We start from the raw sequence: 19004 nt of genomic DNA, 5'->3' as shown, positions 1-19004 counted from the left end.
AACAGAAGAAGCAACGGCGGTTTTTTAAATGAGTTTGACGTCAGATCAGATGGAATTGCGCGAAGACGACATTCGCAAGCATTACCCGGCAGCGACCGCTTTGCTGAACGGGTTCGAACACGCGCCGCGGATTGCCAAACCGGTTGAGGCAGCGGTTGAGCGGTCTCCGGGTGTTTCGACCGGACGGCGGTTTCGATCCACGACGCCGGGGCTGGTGACGCGGCGCACCGCGCGCGCGGACGGGGTGCATCTGGTTGAGCGGATCGAGGCTTCGGACGACGGCGATACACTGGTCTCGCCACCGCAAGCCACAACACAGCAAGCCATTCGCCGGGCGATTGCGATCGCTCTGGCCGTGGCCGAGGCTTATGCGGAACAGACCCCGCTGGCCGATCTTAAACGCGCCAACCTGGCGGGGGATCTGCCCGCCGCGCGCAAAACAGAATTCTCGGAATTGCTGACGGCTGAGGCTTTGATCACGTCCCATACCTTCGGGAATGCGCTGGCCTACCTGATGTCTTCGCATCTGGGCGAGACCACCGTCGACCTCGGCGAGATCGAAGAGGTCCTGACCGACAATGGCCAGCTTGCGTTGCATGGTGCCCTGTGGGAACTGGATCAAGTGTTGGCAAAACACGCCCCCGATGATGTGCATCTGATCGCGGCCACGAGCGCCTATGCTGAACAACTGATGGACAAGGCTGCCCTGCGCGCGCAGTCGGCGGATCATTTGGCCCCGTTCCAGAACGCCGCGTGGCATATTGAGGCCGACGACCTGACGATCCGGGGGTTCGAGCCCGCCTCCAAGGCCAAATCCACCACCCTGACCATGACGTTCAAGAAGCCGAACGAGGTGGTGGGCAACCACATCGCCAAATATCAGGCCATGAAGCTGGCCAAGATGCTGATGGCTTATGACTTTGACCGCCGCCTGAACCCGTTTGCGGAACTCGGCGGGTTCATCTTTACCTTCATGGGCGACGGCAAACCGGGCACAGGCAAGACCACCCTGATCCAAATGATGGCCGGGCTGATCAACGATTATTGCCAGAACGCGGGCTATCCGTTCCGCTATCAAAACCTGAGCACCGACAATATCGACAGCTATCAGGGCAAATCCGGCCAGAACGCCAAGGCGTTTATCAACACGATCATCGACCCCTCGGTTATCGGCTTTGGCACCATCGATGATATCGACCAATTGGCAGGCAAACGCGGCGACCGGCAGTCCTCAGCCGGGCAATTGGAAATCACCGCTGTGCTGATGGAGAGCTTTGCGGGTGCCAACACCGTTGTACGCGGCAACTGCACCTTTGGTATGTTCTCGAACTACCCTGAGAATGTGGACGATGCTCTGCGCCAGCGGGCGGGAGCGCGGTTTTTGGTGGACGGTCCCCAGACGCGCGAGGACTACATCGACATTCTGCATCTGCTGATGGGCCGCAACCACGACATCCCGCTGGGCGAGCACGAGGCTTATGCCGCGCAAGAAATCAAAAAGGCCGTCGCCGCCAGTTTCGAAAGCCATGCGCGCCCGCATGAGGATGCACTGATGCAGGTCTATGACCGGGTCTCCGGCGAGATCGGCCAGATGGATACGATCGCCAAGCTGGGCACTTATCTCAAGGCGATACAGCAAGCGGATGAGCGGTTCACGGGCCGCGCCATCAAGAACATCACCGACGCGGTCAAGGTCCGCGCGATGGATTTCGAACTGCCTGATGAGTGGATGGAGAACCCCGAACTGTTCCTGTTCCGCGACTACGACACCAAGAAAGCAATGATCGAGGACCTGCGCCAGCCGATCACGGTGGAAATGGTGATGCAGGAAATCAACCGCTATGCCGACAGTGAATTCCGCTATGCCGACAAGAGCGACGAGGTCGCCATCGAGAACGCCGTCCGCGAAATGGGCCGGATGGAAGAAGCCAAGCGGCGGTATCTGAAGGGGAAAACATGACCGGCGGCTTGATCTTGATCTTCGGATCGCTGATCGGCGCGTGCCTGTTTTTCGGCATCACGGTCGCGCGTCGCCGCGCAGCTGCCCGGCCCGCCTTTGCAATGATGGCGCTAATTATTTTCGGGGTTACTTACGTTTGGAGCGCGTTGTTTGAAATCTGGATCAACGGTGCCTCGGTCCTGCGCCCCGCCTCATTGGTCCACGCCTTTGGTCCGGGTCAGGCCCCTTCACATCTTCTTGCGCAGGCGTTGTTCTGGTTCGTCCCCGCAATGATCTTGGCCGGCGGAGCGTATGCAGTCACGCATCGCCGGAAAAAGGACGTAATGACATGACTTTAACTCTCGCAATCTCTGGTTTGGCGCTTGTACTGGGCCTGATCCTGCCCCTGCGTTGGGGTGTGTTCGGATTTCTGGGCGCCGTTGCGGTTCTGTATCTGACTCAGTTCGGTGTGAATGCAGGCAGCGGCTTTGAAGGCGCGTCGTGGGACGAGACCCTGATCCTGTTTGAAGGCAGTGTGGTGTCTTATATCGGCTTCAACTTGCAGATCACCGCGCGGGCGTTTGCGCTGCCACTGTTGGTGCTGGCAATTGTGGTTGTTGGTCGTCTAAATAGAATGATGAGGTGACGAACTTGAGAGTGATCATCGCCGCAGTCTTATTTGCAGTCATTCTGGCTGTATTTATGACCACCACTATTTGCGGTTGGGAAGGGCTGATGCCCGAAAACTTCCGGGTCATTCGTAGTTGTGGCACAACGGATTCACCAAACGAAGTTTTTCTCAGCTTCCTAGTATTTGGGTGTTTCCTCGGCGTGATCTTATCAATTTTGCTTCTTCTGGAGCGATGGGTTTTCAAAAGGTATCTTCCATGATCCGTCTCATCGAAAAAGGCCTGATGTTTGGCAACCTCGTCCACATTTCCAGCCCGGCCTTGGTCGAGCGGTATAACCGCGCGTTGCAGCATTTGGCGGGCAAGACCACTGATCTGACAGATTTCCATGTGGATATCTCGGGCTATTCGCCCGAAGTGGGGCAGGAATTGGAGGACCCGCTCTACCTCAACCCCAACGGGGTCAACCGGCAATTCATCCTGTTGACGACCGAACAGAAACGCGCGCCGTTGCTGAACGTCAAATTCTCGACCTCGCGCGATATTCTGCGCGAGTTCATCGAGATGAACGAGGCGCAGTTGTTCGCCCTGACCGCCACGGATGCGGTGGCCGGAGAGCTGGTGAACTCGGTCTTCAAACTCACCACGTCCGCCGATCTTCTGAACCTACGCAAGATTGAGATTGAAGCCGACACGGTGGGCGGTACTCTGCGCAGGGCTGAACAACTTGCAGGTATGGTCGAACAGTTCAAAACCCAAGAGGACGCCTGGTTCGACGATGTGCTGATCGCCAAAATGATCGAAACCGCCAAAGAAACCGGGGACGTCACCCGAAACCCCGTTCACCTGCGTCACACTGCGTTCGAACAGCGCAATTTCTGGACGGCGCATTTCGGCGGGCTCTACCTGTTCCCTGACCTGGACTATCCGGCGGCGATTTGCATGGGCGAGCGGGCTGATGATTTGCCGTTGAACCACGTGCTCGATCCGGTGCAACGGCACCAGATTGCGGCCTTCCTGAACGATAATTCTCTGGTCGAGACCATCATCGAGGCGCGCGGCGTGAACTCGGCTGCTGTGTTGCAGCAAAAGATGGATTTCCTGACCATCCATGCCGCCGCCGACGCAGGCGTTGACCTGACCGGGCTGGACCGCAGCGATATGCGCCGTCTGGCCCGCAACCACGCCGATCACTTGCCCGAGGCCTATCATGGCCTGGCCCAGTTGCTGCGCTGGGCCAGTGACGGAGGGCCGTGGCCGCGGATCACCTCGGACCACCCAGCTTATTTCTATACGCTGCGCGCGGCCGACACGCCGAACCGCGATCTGGTGAACATGTTGCTGGCCGAGCTGGCCCCGCTGGACCCGCGCCAGATGTTCATCTGCCACAAAGAGCTGTTCTACCGGACCTATTCCACCTGGCCGGACACCAAGAAAGCCTATGTTGCCGACTTCCTCGCGCGCGAGTATCAGGTGGACAAGGCCGGTGCCCGCGCCGCGCTGTTTGGCCATGAACCGGACATGAGCGGCACCGACCGGGTCAGCGACGCGGTCATCGCGCGGGTCGGCCCCTGGGGCGCGGTAGGGAGAAGCTGAATGATCGTCGCAATCCGTTTTCTGATCCCCTTACTGGTCATTCTGACAGTGATTTATGTCGGGTTGTCGATCTATTCCCGTCTGATACGCCGTCGTAAACTGATCGCACATTGGGAAAAGAAAGGGCTGCACGGCGATCGTGACGCATTTCTACAGCGGGGGATGCGGCAGTATGATAACTCGTTTCGAAAGAAACTGTTGCTGGGTGTCTATGTCATCCCGCTGGGGGGCATTGCCCTGCTGATCTATATAACAAATTTCATGTGAGGGCCGAATAGATGGTCTATATCAAATGGGCATTCATCATCGTCTTCTGGGGGCTTGTTGCCTCGGTTCTGGAATACACCCTGCCGCAGCAGGATGTGGTGCGGATCGTCAAGACCGAGGTGCGGCGCGTCGATTTCGGTGAGAACTCGATCTTCTGGGCGCAGCAGGACACCGGGCAAGAGGGCGCGCAGACCGTCAATCGCGATGTGCGCTTTGTGGAAACCTTCCGCCCCAATGGCAAACCGCGTGTTTACCGCAATGAAGATACCGGTTGGGGATGGCCACCTTACTTCAAGCTTGATAGTTCGAACCTGCAGGCCGAACTGACCAATTTGGTCTCGACTGCGGATAACCCTCAATGGGTGGTGCTGCGCCATTACGGCTGGCGTAATCAGCTAATGTCGATCTTTCCAAATGCTGTTTCTGTTCGCCCGGTCGATAGCCCCGATGTGCGGCTGATCCCTTGGTTCAACATCATTTTCCTGACCGTCTTTTTCGCGATCGTCTGGGCCATATGGGTGCGTTGGCGCAGGTTCCGCGCGGCACGAGTCGATCCTGTGATCGAAAACGTCGAAGACGGGTTATACGCCGCCGGGGATGCGATTGGAGAGCAAAGCAGCAGGTTCAGGAAGTGGCTGGACAGCTGGAAATCCAAGTAATGCCCGTTCTTCTTTCGGAAAAGGTAAGATGGGGCCCATGGACCCGCCGCACCCTTAACGCACTACAAATTCCGCGTGCAATGCCCCAGCGGCTTTGATCGTTTTCAGAATATCGATCATGTCGCGGGGGGAAACGCCTAGTGCGTTCAGGCCGGCAACAACCTCTGATAGGGTTGTTGCCTCGGGGATTTCGGCCAAACCAGTCCCTTCTTCTTCTTCGATCCCGGCGATCGTTCGGGGGACAACAACTGTTTCACCACGCGCAAACGGGTTGGGTTGTACTGCAATAGGTGCTTCTTCTACCGTGAGGGTCAGGTTCCCCTGCGAGACTGCAACGCGCGAAATGCGGACTTCTTGACCCATGACAATCGTGCCAGAGCGCTGATCCACGACGACGCGCGCTTTGGTTTCCGGCTCGACCAGAATGTTTTCGATCCGACCCAACGCATGCGCAGTCGAGATCGACTGTGTCGCGGCAATGTTCAACTCCACCGTGCCAGAATCTCGCATGATGGCAACGGGGCGATTAAATTCCGTGTTGATTGCAGACTCAATCCGGCCAGCAGTAGTAAAATCCGGCTCTCTGAGCGCCAGCCGCATTTGTGTCAGTGACGAAAGGTCAAAATCAATCTCGCGCTCGACCCTCGCCCCAGAGGGGATGACGCCAGAGGTTGGAACCCCGCGCACGACAGACGCGGCTTCGCCCTCGACAGCGGCACCACCTGCCAGAACGGTGCCTTGGGCGACCGCATAGATCTGACCGTCCGCTGCGTTCAAGGGCGTCATGATCAGGGTGCCTCCTAAAAGACTGTTGGAATCCCCGATGGCTGAAACCGTCACATCAATCTCGCCACCGACCCTGGCAAATGGTGGCAAGCTGGCGGTTACCAACACGGCGGCCACGTTCTTGGGCCGAAAATCCTCACCGTTCACGTTCACGCCCAAACGTTCGAGGATGTTGGACATGATTTCCTCGGTGAATGGGGAATTGCGCAGCCCATCCCCGGTTCCGTTCAGGCCAACCACAAGGCCATAGCCGACAAGGTCATTTCCCCGAACACCATCAAAGTCCACTAAGTCTTTCAACCGGATCGCTCCGGCCGAGGCCAGGCCAGGCAGCAACATCAAAATGAAAACCAGAACTCTCATCTCAGGAAGTTCACCAGTGACAGGTTCGCGTTGCGAACGGTTACGGAATACAGGCTTTCCAATTGAAACTGGACTGTCTGCAACTGCGCAGCGGTTTGATAAGGGTCCGCGGCAATCAGTTCGTTTCGACTGAATTCAAGGCTTGTCATTGCTGCGCTGTTGCGTGTTGCCGCCTGATCAATTCGGGCTTCTGCTGCGCCGACCAGAGCGCGCAGGTTTACTGTTTCATTTTGCGTGTTGGCCAGATCGACACCCAACTGCTTGAACAGCGCGGTTCGTTGATCGCGGGGTAGGTTCAACGCGTTATCCGAAACCAGAGCAGCGACAGCGATGTCCCTGATCGCGGCCTTCAGCGCCGGGTCGGTCGCAGTTACCGGTATGTTGACGCTTTCATTCTCAGAGATTTGCATCGCAGAAAGCGTTGCCGCCGAACCCTGGTAAATAACCGCGTCAAACCCCGTAGGGTCATTGAACCAGTCTTCCGCCGCCTGCTGAATATCTGTTGCCGTGACCAACCCGGTCAACTCGGCCTCAAGCGCTGTCAGAAGGGTGTCTGCGGTCGGCAAGGGTGAGACATCCGTTGCTGTGCCTGAAAACAGACTGCGCCCCCCGGCACGGGTGTTCAGTGCTGACATGATCGTGTCCAGCTCATTCCTTGCCAGTACCGAAGCGTTTTCGTGGGTAACCGCTTGATTGGACGTGCCAAAAGACAAAAGTGCAGCGGTTATCTCTCCGACCGAGTCGTCAATCGTCGTCAGGCTTAGCTGCATGGCATCGGTGAACAAGCTGGCCTCGGCAGTTGAGACTTTGAACGCCTCAAGCTGTGACAGACTGCGATCGAGATCAAGCAGATGAGAATAGTCCCCGTCCAGACGGCCACTGACGTCCTGCACTTTGCCCGTTGACATTTCGTAGGACAGAGTTTCGATCTGGGTTTTGATTTCGGTTGCGCGGCTTTTCAGAGTGAGGCCGCGCGCCAAATCACCTATAGATGTCAAAGTCATGATCACAACCTCAGCAATGTTTCCATCAACTCATCCACGACCGAGATAAGCCGCGCGTTCGCTGAATAGATCTGTTCAATCTGGATCAGACGCTGAAGCTCCTGATCCGTGTCCACGCCTTGTTCTGCTTCGATCTTGGTCATCTCGAGCTGGGCGCTATTGGCGAAAGCCAGACGTTGACTGGCCGTGTGCGCATTCGCACCGGTCCTGGATAGAAGCGCCTCGGTCAGGTCGGATGCGCGCATGTCTCCGGTCCCGAAAGGGGATCCGGCTACCGGTCGCGCTTGCGATAGAGCGGCCCCGAACGCCTGCAATTGCGTGGCGTTTCCGGGGTCTCCGGGGGTTATTGCCCCTAGGCCTGCGCGCAATTTCCAGCTTTGGCCGCCGTTGTCAGGATCGACAATGGAATTCAGGTTAATCCGCGAGGCCAGCCCGGCAGGCGCAGTCGGATCAAAACGATTGCCTTCATCAGTGAACAACCCTGGATCGGTGGCCAGCGCCGTAGGGTCCAGACCCGGTGTTTCAAACCGCTCGATCAGATCGCGCGCGACCGTGTCCAGATTACCCTGGGCCTCAACAGCAAGCTCATCGCGGCTTTCGAACTCAGCGGCAAGAGCACCCCCTATGATCTGCGCGTTGTCACCGCTGGTGCGAACCGGGTTTCCGTTCATCTGCAGGCCCGACAACAAGCCGTTTGCCACAGTCATATGGGGCTTGGTCTCGCCAGTTGTGGTGAACGTAAACTCGGCTGCTGTACCTTCAAGCAAGATCAACCCTCCATCCGAGTAGATGGACACCTGATCATTGGCCCGAGGCACAACATTAACTGGAATAACCTCGTTGACTTGATCGATCAGAACCTGCCTTTGGTCCAGCAAGGCTCCAATCTCACCACCGGCGTATTTGACGGCGGGAATTTTGGCATTCAATGCCTCAATGTCGGTCAACGTCTGGTTCAGCCTGTCGATAAATCGACCAATTGACCGATCCGCGTCCGACCGCAGATCACGCAGCCCTTCCGAGGCAGCATTCAGACTGTTTGCGAGATCACGACCCGTGCGGGCAACCTGATCCAGACGCTCTGACGAGTCGGGCAGACTGGACGCGGTGATCAAGGCGCCGTCGAAATCGGCCAGACGGGTTGCAAGGGATGTGGCGTCATCCGGGGTGCCGACAAGTCCCTCCAATCTGCTGTGAAAACCTGAAACGGTCGATTGACGTGCCAGTTCGGCATCTGCGGTGCGGCGGTTGGCTGTCAGCACAGGATCCTGGTTTCGAACCACGCCGACGGTTCTAACGCCATGGCCAGAAATCGTGTTCGTCGTCAGTTCCAAACTTCTGCGTGCATAGCCGGGCGTTAGCGCGTTGGCGATGTTCTCGGACACTACCGAGGCGCCGCGGCTGGCGGCCGTAAGACCGCCAATGGCATTGTTCAGGGCCGTCGACATGTTCATGGCACGGGTCCTTTCGCTGGGTTAGCGCCGAAATCAGCGTTTGATATTGGTGGTTTCCTGCAGCATCTCATCGACCGTCTGGATGACTTTCGCGCTTGAAGAGTAAGCCCGCTGCGTTTGGATCATCGAGGTCAATTCGGTCGCGACATCGGTGGTGGATTCCTCGCGCGCGAAAGAAACCAGATCACCCGTCGGACCTTCACCCGCATTCCACAAAAAGAACGTGCCGCTTTCGCGCGACGGTGCATAGGTTTGGCTGTCCAATGCCGTCAAGCCGTTGGGATTTGGAACATCTGCCAACGGAATCTGTAACATACGGCGGCTGACGCCAGTGTCATAAAACGCGTAGACATAGCCATTCTCGTCGACCTGAACACTGGTCATCGTTCCCACAGCTGACCCATCCCGAGTGATCGAAACCGGCGCAAATGTATCCGACAACTGTGTGATACCATCTGCGTCGCCGATCTGGCCGATATTAACCTCCATCGGGCCGCCCGCCGTGTTCACCACAACGCTGCCGGTGGCAGGGTCATAAGCACCGCCCGAAACTGCCGTGACGCTGGCAAGGGTGCCGCCTGCTGTCCGGCTGTCGGTAAAGGTCAAAGTATACTCCCCGATCACAGCGCCGCCCGAAGCCGAATCGCGCATGATCATGGTCCATTCGTTGCTGGATCCTGTTGCGGGAACGGTGGGCACCAGTTCGATATCGATGCTTTCCGATTTACCCAGATTGTCAAAATATTCGACGGACAGAGGTTGGCTGTCCCCAGATGCCCCCGCATCGGTTGCGGTAGCAGGCAAGTTCATACGCAGGTTCATCTGCGTGGTTGGCGCGCCAGACAACTGATTGACACTCAGTTGAATGGGTTCCAGCGCGGCGGGCGTGTCCCGTGGTACTGCCGGGATGGACCCGTCAGGATTTGCCCGCCAGCCTAGCAAAACCAAACCGGATTCGGTGACCAGATACCCTTCTTCATTGGTGCGAAACGAACCGGTTGTGGTCAACAACATCTCGTTCGAACCACCCGCGATCTGGGAACTGGGACGCACCGGTAACATCCCACGCCCGCGTACTGCCAGATCAGTCGAGTTGTTCGTCGTTACCAGCGAGCCGCGCTGGTCGATCAGTCGCTGGCTGGTGGTGCGCACACCGCCCGCCGAATAGCTGCCGCCTTGGCCAGACGTGACCATGGAATGAAAATCAGTTTCAACCCGCTTGTACCCAAATGTGGACGAGTTGGCGATGTTGTCGGAAATCGTTGCCAACCGATTTGCATTGGCCTTCAATGCAGCCACGCCAGCATTCAATGAAGATGAAATAGTCATGGGCACGCCCTTCTGTTGCGTCAATCCTTGATGCAACAGCTAACGCGCTGGGCCTTAACAGCGCTAACAGGTAAAATGCGTCCTATCCTTTCCTATCAGGAATTGCGCAGGAAGATGATCTCGATCCTGTTATTGCGCGCCGCCATCGGGTTCTCATCATGTAATTCGCGATCCGCGTGACCGGTAACCCGATCCAGCCGAACAGGTGGAACACCTTTATCCTGAAGTATCTGACGCACTTTCTGCGCCCGAGATGTCGATACTGTCCAAACCGGATTACTGGCCACCACGACCGGAGACGAGCCAACGTGACCCTCAACCGCGATATCATTGGTCACAAGGTCCGAAGAACGGGCAACCAATAGCGCCAGAGCACGCATGATCGCAGTCGGTGTGTCGCTGCCCGATTCGAAAAGAGGTTGATCCTCAGTGTCGAACAGTTCGACCACCAACCCTTCATCGGTCAGGCGCGTGACAATGTGTTTCAGCACCTTGTCCGAGACCATGCTCTCTCCGGTTCGTCCCATAAGGCGCGCTTCAAGGGTCGAGAACTCCTCGGTGCTTTGCTTGCCCCCTTCATTGGCGACACCGATCGACCCCCGTGCCTGACGGGCGGCGGTGGGGCTGCGCTGACTGGCACCCGAGCCATCCATGACCATGGTCAATTCCGAGAACATATTGTTGCCGCCAAAGGCCCCGTCGCCTCCGCCCGAGACTGGATTCACCGGAATCGTTGGCGAGAAATAATCCGCCAGCCCTTTGCGTTGTTGTCCCGTCGTTGCATTCAGCAGCCACATCAACATGAAGAACGCCATCATGGCCGTGACAAAGTCGGCATATGCCACTTTCCCCGCGCCACCGTGGTGGCCATCGCCACCTGACACACGTTTCTTCTTGATGATGATTGGCGCCGCATTGGATTGCGCACCCATCTCCACCACCTTTTCTATCACCCGACGACAGGGGTAGCCGGGCAGGTCTTAAGGTGGGCTTAACACTTAAAACTGTTCGGATTTCACTGTCGCGCCAGCGTGGACCCGGCCCGTCGCAGGATCAGCTGCAGGTGGTTGAAGCTGTTCTTGATCCCATTTGATTCAGATTTAGCAAAGAAAGCATCCAGTTCCTCATGCACCCGCACGGCCTGATCCAGTAGCGGGTCCGCGCCCTCGGAATAGAGCCCCGCCTTGATCATCACCTCGGATTGTTCATAGCTGCCGACCAGCTTGCGGGCCTCGGCGATCATGCGGTTTTCATCCTCGGACGCGGCACCCGGCAGGCTGCGCGAGACTGAGCGGCTGAGGTCGATGGCCGGGAATCGCCCGCGCTCGGCAATTTCGCGGCTCAGGACAATATGGCCGTCCAGAACGCCGCGCAGAATGTCGGCCACGGGTTCATCCATATCCGATCCGGGCACCAGAACACTGAACACGGCGGTGATATCGCCCTGATCCGCCGTCCCCGGTCCGGCCCGTTCGCACAGACCGGCGATCAGCGGCGTGACCGACGGAGGGAAACCGCGCAGGGACGGGGATTCGCCCATGGCGACGGCGATTTCGCGATGCGCCTCGGCAAAGCGGGTCACCGAATCGGCCAGAAGCAGGACGTTCAGCCCCTGATCGCGTAGATACTCGGCCACGGACATTGCCGACCAAGCGCAGCGTCTGCGCGCCAACGCCGACTGATCCGAGGTCGCGGCCACCACAATCGACCGTTTCATCCCCTCGTGCCCCAGCGCGTGTTTGACGAATTCATTCACCTCGCGCCCACGTTCACCGACCAGTGCAACCACCACCGCATCCGCCTGCATCGACTTGGCGAGCGTGGCCAACAGCGTCGACTTGCCCACGCCCGAACCCGCAAACAGCCCAACGCGCTGCCCTTGCACCACCGGAAGCATGGTGTTGAGCATGGCCAGCCCGGTCTCCATCCGTATGCCCAAAGGTTTTCGGGCCACGGCGAGGGGCGGGGCCTGCATGATGACGCGCTCCTGCGTACCAGAGAGCAGAGGTTTGCCATCCAGTGGTTTCCCGAACGGATCGATCACCCGCCCCAGCCAATGCATCCCCGGCGCAAACTCAGGCGTCTGCTCTAGAATCACCCGGTCGCCCAGACAAACGCCATCAGGTGCGGCGGTGGGCATCATGTGGATCAGGTCCGATTCGACATGCAGCACTTCTCCGGCCAGATCGGGGCCGTTGCGCCGCCGCAGGGTCAGGTGATCGCCGATCCGTGCTTGCCCTTCAAGTCCTAGAATTTCAACAACTCCACGCGTCACGCCGGACACACGCCCCATATGGCGCACGGCGGAAAGACGGTCGAATTCGGATTTCAGAAAGCTTGGGTCGAGATCGGACATCGTGGGTTCTCCAACGGGTTTCTGAAAACGGTTTCTAAAGGAATCGGGGTTAAGCCTTGATTGAAATTGATCGAGGGAGAAGCCCCGATGTTCTATGACCTGAACGTCTTTAAGACAGCGCACGCAATGGCAACCCATGCCGGGCAACGGCAGGCGGTAATTGCGCGCAACATGGCCAACGCGGATACGCCGGGCTACCAGCCCCGCGATCTTGAGGCCTTTCAAAAAGCATTTGAAATGACCGGGCGCGGGGCTGCGATGACCGCAACGCGCGCCGGGCATTTGAACGGCAACAACGCGTCGCAGCCCTGGGCCGAATATGACGTCGCGCCTTCGGGTGATCCCAATGGCAATGGTGTGTCCGTCGAGGAAGAGATGTTCAAGGCGGTCGAGGTCAAGCGCCAGCATGACCGCGCGCTGACCATCTACAAATCCTCGGTGAACATCCTGCGCACTAGCCTCGGTCGGTCATAAGGAGGCAACCAGATGAGTGATTTTTCCCATTCCCTTGCCGCCTCGACCAGCGCCCTGCGCGCGCAATCGGCGCGTCTGCGACATGTGTCCGAGAATATTTCGAACGCCGATACGCCGGGCTATCGCCGCAAGACCGTGCCTTTTGAAACCGTGCAGAAAGACGGGCGCGAGGTGGTGCAGGCCGGGCGGGTCAAGCTGGACCGCCGCGACGCGTCGCGCGTTTACGACCCCGGTCATCCGATGGCGGATGAGACCGGCCATTATCGCGGCTCGAATGTCGATCTGATGATCGAGATCGCCGACGCCCGCGAGGCACAGCGCAGTTACGAAGCCAATCTCAAGATGTTCGACCAGACACGTCAGATGTCGTCGAGCCTGATGGAACTCCTCAGAAAATAAAGGACACCAGAATGGATATCCGAGCCCTCAATGCTGCCCAGAACTATGCTGGCGCGCGCTCTGCAACGCAGGCCGATCCCGATCACGCCGGAATGGCGCAAGGATTGCGCAGTACGTTTCAGGATTTCGCCGCGATGTTGAAACAGTCCGAGGCCATCTCGCATACCGCGATGACCGGCCAGGCTGATCCGCACGCGCTGGTGCAGGCGCTGGCGCAGACCGAACTGGCGGTCGAGACGGCCGTGGTCGTGCGCAACAAAGTGGTCGAGGCCTATCAGGAAATCCTGCGGATGCCGGTCTGACGCGATGCTCAGCGAAGGTCTGTTCTATGACATCGTGCGTCAGGCGCTGTGGGTCGCGGTGATCACCTCGGTCCCGATCCTGGCGGTGGCGCTGGTCTCGGGCCTGATCGTGGGCCTGTTCCAGGCGCTGACCTCGGTGCAGGAGATGACGCTGACCTTCGTGCCCAAGCTGATCGCCATCGTCATCGTGTTTTGGATTTCCATGGGGTTCATGACCCAGACGCTGGTGACGTTTTTCACCACAACCCTTGTCCCGCTTATCGCCGGAGGTCGCTGATGGATACCGCCTATACCACCTTGTCCCGCCAGTCGGGGCTGATGAACGAAATGCGGCTGGTGGCGAACAATATCGCCAATGCCAACACCACCGGATACCGCGCGCAAGGCTTGGTGTTTTCCGAATTCGTGCGCGACATGCCCGGCAATCCGTCCTTGTCAATGGCGCGGGCCGAGGTGCGCAACACGTCATTGCAGCAAGGGGTTCTGACTGAGACTGGGGGCGATTTTGATTTCGCCATCGAAGGCGATGGATTCTTCATGGTCGAAACTCCGGACGGCAATCGATTGACACGGGCAGGGGCGTTCTCGCCCAGCGCCGAGGGAGATTTGGTCACGATGGATGGCCACCGTGTGCTGGATAGCAACGGCGCGCCGGTTTTTGTACCCCCCGACGCGGCCTCGATCGACGTCGGCAGTGACGGCACCCTCAGTATTGAGGGGCAATTGCTGGGACAGCTTGGTGTCTACCGGGTCGAAGATCCCAAGTCCCTGGTACGCGAAGGCGACGTAGTGCCGATCGAAGAGCCGGTGATCGTTCATCGCTTTCTCGAAGGGTCCAACGTCAACGCGATCGAACAAGTGACACGGCTGGTCGAAATCCAGCGCGCCTATGAGCTGGGCCAGAGCTTTCTTGAAACCGAAGACGAACGGGTGCGGGGCGCGCTCAAAGCGCTGATGCGCTGACATTGGAACGGAGGATCTGACATGCGAGCATTGAAAATTGCAGCGACGGGCATGACCGCGCAGCAAATGCGGGTCGAGACGATCTCGAACAACCTCGCGAACATGAACACCACAGGCTACAACGCCCGCCGGGCTGAGTTTGCTGATCTGCATTATCAGCAAATGGCGCGCGCCGGATCTGTGAACGCTAATGACGGCACAGTTCTGCCTACGGGCATTCAACTTGGCCTTGGCGTGCGGCCTGCTGCCGTCACCGTACAATTGGCGCAGGGTGCTTTGTCCGCCACCGGTAGCGATCTTGATGTGGCTGTGGAGGGGCGCGGCTATCTGGAAGTCACGTTGCCCAATGGCCAATCGGCATTTACTCGCGATGGCAGTTTGAAGCGATCTGCTGAGGGGCTGATCGTCACCTCGGACGGGTTCGCTGTTGCGCCCGAAATCACCATTCCAGACGATGCAAGATCGATCTCGATTAACGCATCGGGCGAGGTCTATGCCTATTTCGACGACGCGCCAGAAGGTCAGCTGTTGGGTGAATTCACATTGGCCAGCTTTTCGAACGCCAAAGGTCTGGAGGCGATCGGCAGCAATCTGTTCAAAGAGACCGAGGCTTCGGGCGCGCCCGTAGTCGGCACTCCGGGTGAGGACGGATTGGGCACGTTGCGGCAAGGTTACCTCGAGGACAGTTCCGTCGACGCCGTGCGTGAGGTCACCGAACTGATCGAGGCCCAGCGGGGCTATGAAATGAACGCCAAAGTCATCTCTGCTGTTGATCAGATGATGGGCGCGACGACACAGGTCCGCTGATGCGGACATTTCTTTTGATCCTTGCCCTGGTGGGGCCCTCTGCGGCGCTTGCCGATATCGTCGTACCAACCCGCACAATTCGCGCGAAAGAGATCATCGCGCCCACCGACCTTGTCACCAAGGAACAGGATGTTCCCGGAGCGGTTGCGACCCCGGATATTCTGGTGGGACAGGAAGCGAGAGTGGCGCTTTATCCCGGTCGCCCCATTCGCGCGGGTGACTTCGGCCCACCCGCACTCGTGGACCGCAATGACCTGGTGGTTCTAGTTTTTGACCGCCAGCCTCTGTCAATCACTGCCGAAGGACGCGCGTTGGGGCGTGGGGCAGTTGGCGACCGGATCCGAGTGATGAATCTGTCGTCCCGAACCACCGTGACCGGTCTCATCCGGCTCGACGGTCAAATCGAGGTAAAATGATGTCAGGACTTGCCAAAACAGTTCTTTTGGGCGCGCTTGCTTTGTCTGCCTGTGGCCGCGTGGATCATCTGGGCAAACCGCCCAGTTTTACTCCGAACGAGGATTCTCCGGAACATGTCGCGATGCTCTGGCCGGGTTTGCCACTGCATACTCAACCGCAGCGGCCTGTTGACCAATCATCGCTTTGGACCGGGGGGCAGAAATCGCTTTTGGGGGATCAGCGCGCCATCAAAAAAGGCGATATCTTAACTGTTGTCATCGAACTTGACGAAAAAGCTGAAATTTCGAACGACACGAACCGGTCTCGGTCCGGGTCTGAAAATCTTGAGATACCGGGTCTGTTTGGCCTGCCGCAGAGGGCGCTGGAACAACTGCCTGAAGGGGCGTCTCTGGATGAAGCGGTTTCGATCGATTCGGCGTCGTCCAGTCGTGGGAAGGGCTCGGTTAAACGCAAGGAAAAGCTGACATTGCGGGTCGCTGCGACTGTTATCGATGCGCTTCCCAACGGTGTGCTGGCCATTTCCGGTTCACAAGAATTGCGAGTGAATTTCGAACTGCGAGAGCTGCTGGTCACAGGCTATGTGCGCCCGCAGGATATCTCGCGACAGAATGAAATTACCTATGACAAAATCGCCTCGGCGCGCGTGTCTTATGGTGGCCGTGGCCAGTTTGTTGAACAGGTTCGGCGGCAAAGCTACGTCCAGACCGGCATTGGGTGCGTCGATCTGGTAGGTGACGAATGTGTCCTCCCATTCTGGCGCCAGCTGAATCAGGGGAATCGATCCATCCTCGCGCTTCATTTCGGCGACCAGTTGAAAGCCCAAGCGTTGCCGAACCAGTTCGCAGATACCTTTGGGCTGGGTGGTGGTCAGGCGCGCCTCGGCCACGCTTTCCAAAATCAGGGCCATGTTGCGAATCGAGACCCGCTCGTCCAGCAACAACCGCAACACCGCGTGCAGCGTGTCGATGGGCACTTTATCCGGTATCAACTCATCCAATAGTTTGCGGTTGGCCTCGGCCCGAACAGGATCACTTAGCTTGGTCATTTCAGACAGCAGGCGGCGCAGGGATTTCAGCGTCAGCAGGCGCGAGAAATTCTGCTTGATGATCTCAAGCAAATGAGTCGCCAGAATCTCTGGTGGAGAGACGATGGTGGCACCACTCATTGCAGCGGCTTCTTGATCTTTGGGCAAGATCCAGCGGGCGGGTGCACCATAAACCGGCTCGGTCACGTCATTGCCGTCGGGCAACAGGTCATGTCCGTCTTGTACCAGCGCCAAAACCAGATCGGGGTTCAGAACCCCGCGCGCCTGTTCGACGCCTTGAACCTTCACCACATAGGTCCCCATGGGAAGATCCGCCCGGTCAGTCAGGCGAATGTCCGGAAGGATCAGCCCGAAGGTTGAGGCGACATAGGTCCTCATATTGGCGATCCGTGCATCAAGACCGGTACCGGGGTTCAGAACCATGCTGACAAGGTCGGGCGCGAATTCCAGATGCACATCGTCCAGGTCGAGAATGTCCGCAATGGCCTGAGAAACGGGTGTGTCTGTATCCGGTGTCGGAGCCATCGCCGCATCGTCAGCCGCTTTTTGCTTTTGGTAGACGCTATATGCGGTGTACCCCAAGACCCCGGCACCGATGATGAAGGGCAAGAACGGTAACCCCGGCACCAGCGCAAACAGAACCATCAGAACTGCAACGGTACCAAGCGCCGCCGGGTGGCGGCCAAGCTGCGAGAACAACGCGCTGTCGGTTGCGCCCTGCGTTCCGCCACGCGCCAGCAGCAGCGCGGATGCGATCGAGATGATCACGGCCGGAATCTGCGTAACCAGCCCATCGCCTACGGTGAGAATCGCATAGGTTTCAAACGCCGAAGAAACCGGCATCCCATGGACGATCACCCCCATGATCAGTCCCATCACAAGGTTCAACAACGTGATCAGCAGACCCGCAACCGCGTCTCCTTTGACGAATTTCGATGCACCATCAAGTGAGCCGAAAAAGGTAGTCTCTTGCTGTTCCCGTTCGCGCCTTTCCTTGGCCTGTTGATGGTCGATGGCACCGGCGGACATGTCGCTGTCGATGGCCAGTTGCTTGCCCGGCATCCCGTCCAGCGCAAAGCGCGCGCCGACTTCGGCCATGCGGGCGGCGCCCTTGGTGATGACCATGAAATTCACGATCAGCAGCACGCCGAATACCACGAGACCCAGAAAGATGCTGCCGCCCATGACGAAGTTAGCAAACCCCTCAATCACGTCGCCCGCGGCGTTGGGGCCGGTATGGCCCTGACCAATGATCAGCTTGGTTGAGGACACGTTCAGCGATAGCCGCAACATAAGTGAGGCCAGCAGGATCGTCGGGAAGGATGAGAAATCCAGCGGCCGCTCGACAAACAGGGTCAGCGTAAAAATCAAAATGGCCAACGCGAACGAGGCGGCCAACCCAACGTCCAGTACCCAGGCTGGCATCGGCAGGATCATCATCACGATGACCGTCATCAGAGCCACTGCCAGCAGAACGGTCGGGGAAAACAGGGAACGGGCGTCGATCTTGGGCACGCGAGGCTCCTAGTTGAAGGAAATGAAGGCAGAGGCAGATCCGGTCGCCGGCATCAGCGACCCAAGCGCGCCAGCGGGCGCTTGATCGGCCCGCAGCGGGATCAGCGGAGACGCCGATCCGGTAAACGGATCGCGTGACGCGATGGCGCGTGTTTCGTTGTAGTCCAACTGCGCCAAGACACGCTGGAACCTATCAGAATAGGTCTGTGCCAAATGGGGTGTGCGCGAGTGGTATGCCCCCGCAGCCGCGGTCCACGAGCCGAGCTCAGCATAAAGATCTTTCAGGAACCGTGCGGCGTAAGTGGCGTTTTCATCGGGGTCAAACATTGCGTCGATGGACCGGAACGCCTTGCCATGCCAGCGGTAGTTAATCTGGAAACATCCAATGTCAAAGCTGCGTTTTCCTGCCTTGAAGATATTGAAAACATAAGACTTTGCCTCAAACTCGGATTTGAACCAAAAGCCCTTTCCTTCGACATTGATGGCCCATGGCCAAGGCGAAAGCCGTCCGTCAATGGCGCGGCCTGTTTCAACGCGTGTTATGGCGTGCAACACCTCAAGCGGGACGCCTTCGGACGTAGCCGCACGCTGGGCGGCCCGATCGCATATGTCTGCGGTGTGGGGGTTGGGCATGGCGAGCGCCTGTTGACCCACGCAAAGCGCAAGCGCCAAAAGTCCAGGTATCGTTCGATGGGGCATT

21 protein-coding genes and 1 pseudogene are annotated in these 19004 nt (G+C 58.2%); 14 read left to right on the top strand and 8 right to left on the bottom strand.

The window, feature by feature from the left end:
• The first annotated feature begins 28 nt into the window (after positions 1-28).
• From AC2TAD_RS15540 to AC2TAD_RS15515, 6 genes are all read left to right on the top strand, one after another.
• Positions 29-1960 carry an AAA family ATPase gene (locus tag AC2TAD_RS15540; RefSeq protein ID WP_480868732.1) on the top strand — a complete coding sequence of 644 codons (1932 nt, stop codon included), beginning with the start codon at positions 29-31 and terminating at the stop codon, positions 1958-1960.
• A complete protein-coding gene (locus tag AC2TAD_RS15535) occupies positions 1957-2292 on the top strand; it encodes a hypothetical protein (RefSeq protein WP_480868731.1) in 336 nt (111 codons plus the stop codon). Before AC2TAD_RS15540 ends, AC2TAD_RS15535 begins: the two co-directional genes overlap by 4 nt.
• Positions 2289-2585: a hypothetical protein gene (locus AC2TAD_RS15530; protein WP_170755352.1), complete on the top strand. Its 297-nt coding sequence runs from the start codon at positions 2289-2291 to the stop codon at positions 2583-2585. Before AC2TAD_RS15535 ends, AC2TAD_RS15530 begins: the two co-directional genes overlap by 4 nt.
• A gap of 241 nt (positions 2586-2826) precedes the next feature.
• On the top strand, positions 2827-4164 hold the full coding sequence (locus AC2TAD_RS15525; RefSeq protein ID WP_480868729.1) for a DUF6638 family protein: 1338 nt from the start codon (positions 2827-2829) through the stop codon (positions 4162-4164).
• The gene (locus AC2TAD_RS15520) at positions 4165-4431 is read left to right on the top strand and encodes a hypothetical protein (RefSeq protein ID WP_170353799.1); all 267 of its coding nucleotides are present in this window, start codon (positions 4165-4167) and stop codon (positions 4429-4431) included.
• An 11-nt stretch (positions 4432-4442) separates the two neighbouring features.
• A complete protein-coding gene (locus AC2TAD_RS15515; RefSeq protein ID WP_170353798.1) occupies positions 4443-5090 on the top strand; it encodes a DUF1523 family protein in 648 nt (215 codons plus the stop codon).
• A gap of 54 nt (positions 5091-5144) precedes the next feature.
• Here AC2TAD_RS15515 and AC2TAD_RS15510 read toward each other — a convergent pair whose 3' ends face one another.
• The 6 genes from AC2TAD_RS15510 to AC2TAD_RS15485 form a co-directional block, all read right to left on the bottom strand.
• Positions 5145-6239 carry a flagellar basal body P-ring protein FlgI gene (locus AC2TAD_RS15510; RefSeq protein ID WP_480868726.1) on the bottom strand — a complete coding sequence of 365 codons (1095 nt, stop codon included), beginning with the start codon at positions 6237-6239 and terminating at the stop codon, positions 5145-5147.
• A complete protein-coding gene (locus AC2TAD_RS15505; protein WP_480868724.1) occupies positions 6236-7243 on the bottom strand; it encodes a flagellin in 1008 nt (335 codons plus the stop codon). The genes AC2TAD_RS15510 and AC2TAD_RS15505 overlap by 4 nt, the downstream gene beginning before the upstream one ends.
• 2 nt (positions 7244-7245) lie before the next feature.
• Positions 7246-8697 carry a flagellar hook-associated protein FlgK gene (gene flgK, locus AC2TAD_RS15500; protein WP_480868722.1) on the bottom strand — a complete coding sequence of 484 codons (1452 nt, stop codon included), beginning with the start codon at positions 8695-8697 and terminating at the stop codon, positions 7246-7248.
• Between the two features lie 33 nt (positions 8698-8730).
• Entirely contained in the window at positions 8731-10026 is a 1296-nt protein-coding gene (locus AC2TAD_RS15495; RefSeq protein ID WP_480868720.1) for a flagellar hook protein FlgE, read from the bottom strand.
• Positions 10027-10121: 95 nt separating this feature from the next.
• Entirely contained in the window at positions 10122-10958 is an 837-nt protein-coding gene (locus tag AC2TAD_RS15490; protein WP_480868718.1) for a flagellar motor protein MotB, read from the bottom strand.
• Positions 10959-11041: 83 nt separating this feature from the next.
• The gene (locus AC2TAD_RS15485) at positions 11042-12382 is read right to left on the bottom strand and encodes a FliI/YscN family ATPase (protein WP_480868716.1); all 1341 of its coding nucleotides are present in this window, start codon (positions 12380-12382) and stop codon (positions 11042-11044) included.
• Between the two features lie 87 nt (positions 12383-12469).
• Here AC2TAD_RS15485 and AC2TAD_RS15480 point away from each other — a divergent pair, with 87 nt between their 5' ends.
• From AC2TAD_RS15480 to flgH, 8 genes and pseudogenes are all read left to right on the top strand, one after another.
• Positions 12470-12856, top strand: a complete 387-nt coding sequence (locus AC2TAD_RS15480) for a FlgB family protein (protein ID WP_480868780.1) — start codon at positions 12470-12472, stop codon at positions 12854-12856.
• 12 nt (positions 12857-12868) lie between these two features.
• On the top strand, positions 12869-13255 hold the full coding sequence (flgC, locus tag AC2TAD_RS15475; protein WP_170353790.1) for a flagellar basal body rod protein FlgC: 387 nt from the start codon (positions 12869-12871) through the stop codon (positions 13253-13255).
• Between the two features lie 11 nt (positions 13256-13266).
• Entirely contained in the window at positions 13267-13557 is a 291-nt protein-coding gene (gene fliE, locus AC2TAD_RS15470) for a flagellar hook-basal body complex protein FliE (protein ID WP_480868714.1), read from the top strand.
• 4 nt (positions 13558-13561) lie between these two features.
• Entirely contained in the window at positions 13562-13834 is a 273-nt protein-coding gene (locus AC2TAD_RS15465) for a flagellar biosynthetic protein FliQ (protein ID WP_170353788.1), read from the top strand.
• Complete coding sequence (locus tag AC2TAD_RS15460; protein ID WP_480868712.1) at positions 13834-14520, top strand: flagellar hook-basal body complex protein; 687 nt, start codon at positions 13834-13836, stop codon at positions 14518-14520. Before AC2TAD_RS15465 ends, AC2TAD_RS15460 begins: the two co-directional genes overlap by 1 nt.
• Positions 14521-14541: 21 nt before the next feature.
• Positions 14542-15327 (top strand): flagellar basal-body rod protein FlgG, encoded by a 786-nt coding sequence (gene flgG / locus AC2TAD_RS15455; protein WP_170755363.1) that lies wholly within the window; start codon positions 14542-14544, stop codon positions 15325-15327.
• Positions 15327-15743 carry a flagellar basal body P-ring formation chaperone FlgA gene (gene flgA, locus AC2TAD_RS15450; protein ID WP_480868710.1) on the top strand — a complete coding sequence of 139 codons (417 nt, stop codon included), beginning with the start codon at positions 15327-15329 and terminating at the stop codon, positions 15741-15743. The genes flgG and flgA overlap by 1 nt, the downstream gene beginning before the upstream one ends.
• Positions 15740-16387 (top strand): annotated as a pseudogene (flgH, locus tag AC2TAD_RS15445) (flagellar basal body L-ring protein FlgH); the annotation flags it as partial. The gene flgA and the pseudogene flgH, both read left to right, overlap by 4 nt.
• Here flgH and flhA read toward each other — a convergent pair.
• Entirely contained in the window at positions 16271-18244 is a 1974-nt protein-coding gene (flhA, locus tag AC2TAD_RS15440; RefSeq protein ID WP_480868778.1) for a flagellar biosynthesis protein FlhA, read from the bottom strand. The pseudogene flgH and the gene flhA sit on opposite strands and share 117 nt — an antisense overlap.
• 69 nt (positions 18245-18313) lie before the next feature.
• Positions 18314-18937, bottom strand: coding sequence for a lytic transglycosylase domain-containing protein (locus tag AC2TAD_RS15435; protein WP_480868709.1), 624 nt, complete (start codon positions 18935-18937; stop codon positions 18314-18316).
• Positions 18938-19004 lie beyond the last annotated feature (67 nt).

Source organism: Ruegeria sp. HKCCD7628, from assembly GCF_057221005.1.
Note: the sequence above shows the minus strand (reverse complement) of the source record. Positions and strands in the feature narration are given on the sequence as shown.

Bases quoted from the DNA above. Each gene is read 5' to 3' on its own strand.
- AC2TAD_RS15540 (WP_480868732.1), top strand. From the start codon at position 29: ATGAGTTTGACGTCAGATCAGATGGAATTGCGCGAAGACGACATTCGC.
- AC2TAD_RS15535 (WP_480868731.1), top strand. From the start codon at position 1,957: ATGACCGGCGGCTTGATCTTGATCTTCGGATCGCTGATCGGCGCGTGC.
- AC2TAD_RS15530 (WP_170755352.1), top strand. From the start codon at position 2,289: ATGACTTTAACTCTCGCAATCTCTGGTTTGGCGCTTGTACTGGGCCTG.
- AC2TAD_RS15525 (WP_480868729.1), top strand. From the start codon at position 2,827: ATGATCCGTCTCATCGAAAAAGGCCTGATGTTTGGCAACCTCGTCCAC.
- AC2TAD_RS15520 (WP_170353799.1), top strand. From the start codon at position 4,165: ATGATCGTCGCAATCCGTTTTCTGATCCCCTTACTGGTCATTCTGACA.
- AC2TAD_RS15515 (WP_170353798.1), top strand. From the start codon at position 4,443: ATGGTCTATATCAAATGGGCATTCATCATCGTCTTCTGGGGGCTTGTT.
- AC2TAD_RS15510 (WP_480868726.1), bottom strand. From the start codon at position 6,239: ATGAGAGTTCTGGTTTTCATTTTGATGTTGCTGCCTGGCCTGGCCTCG.
- AC2TAD_RS15505 (WP_480868724.1), bottom strand. From the start codon at position 7,243: ATGACTTTGACATCTATAGGTGATTTGGCGCGCGGCCTCACTCTGAAA.
- flgK (WP_480868722.1), bottom strand. From the start codon at position 8,697: ATGAACATGTCGACGGCCCTGAACAATGCCATTGGCGGTCTTACGGCC.
- AC2TAD_RS15495 (WP_480868720.1), bottom strand. From the start codon at position 10,026: ATGACTATTTCATCTTCATTGAATGCTGGCGTGGCTGCATTGAAGGCC.
- AC2TAD_RS15490 (WP_480868718.1), bottom strand. From the start codon at position 10,958: ATGGGTGCGCAATCCAATGCGGCGCCAATCATCATCAAGAAGAAACGT.
- AC2TAD_RS15485 (WP_480868716.1), bottom strand. From the start codon at position 12,382: ATGTCCGATCTCGACCCAAGCTTTCTGAAATCCGAATTCGACCGTCTT.
- AC2TAD_RS15480 (WP_480868780.1), top strand. From the start codon at position 12,470: ATGTTCTATGACCTGAACGTCTTTAAGACAGCGCACGCAATGGCAACC.
- flgC (WP_170353790.1), top strand. From the start codon at position 12,869: ATGAGTGATTTTTCCCATTCCCTTGCCGCCTCGACCAGCGCCCTGCGC.
- fliE (WP_480868714.1), top strand. From the start codon at position 13,267: ATGGATATCCGAGCCCTCAATGCTGCCCAGAACTATGCTGGCGCGCGC.
- AC2TAD_RS15465 (WP_170353788.1), top strand. From the start codon at position 13,562: ATGCTCAGCGAAGGTCTGTTCTATGACATCGTGCGTCAGGCGCTGTGG.
- AC2TAD_RS15460 (WP_480868712.1), top strand. From the start codon at position 13,834: ATGGATACCGCCTATACCACCTTGTCCCGCCAGTCGGGGCTGATGAAC.
- flgG (WP_170755363.1), top strand. From the start codon at position 14,542: ATGCGAGCATTGAAAATTGCAGCGACGGGCATGACCGCGCAGCAAATG.
- flgA (WP_480868710.1), top strand. From the start codon at position 15,327: ATGCGGACATTTCTTTTGATCCTTGCCCTGGTGGGGCCCTCTGCGGCG.
- flhA (WP_480868778.1), bottom strand. From the start codon at position 18,244: ATGACGGTCATCGTGATGATGATCCTGCCGATGCCAGCCTGGGTACTG.
- AC2TAD_RS15435 (WP_480868709.1), bottom strand. From the start codon at position 18,937: ATGCCCAACCCCCACACCGCAGACATATGCGATCGGGCCGCCCAGCGT.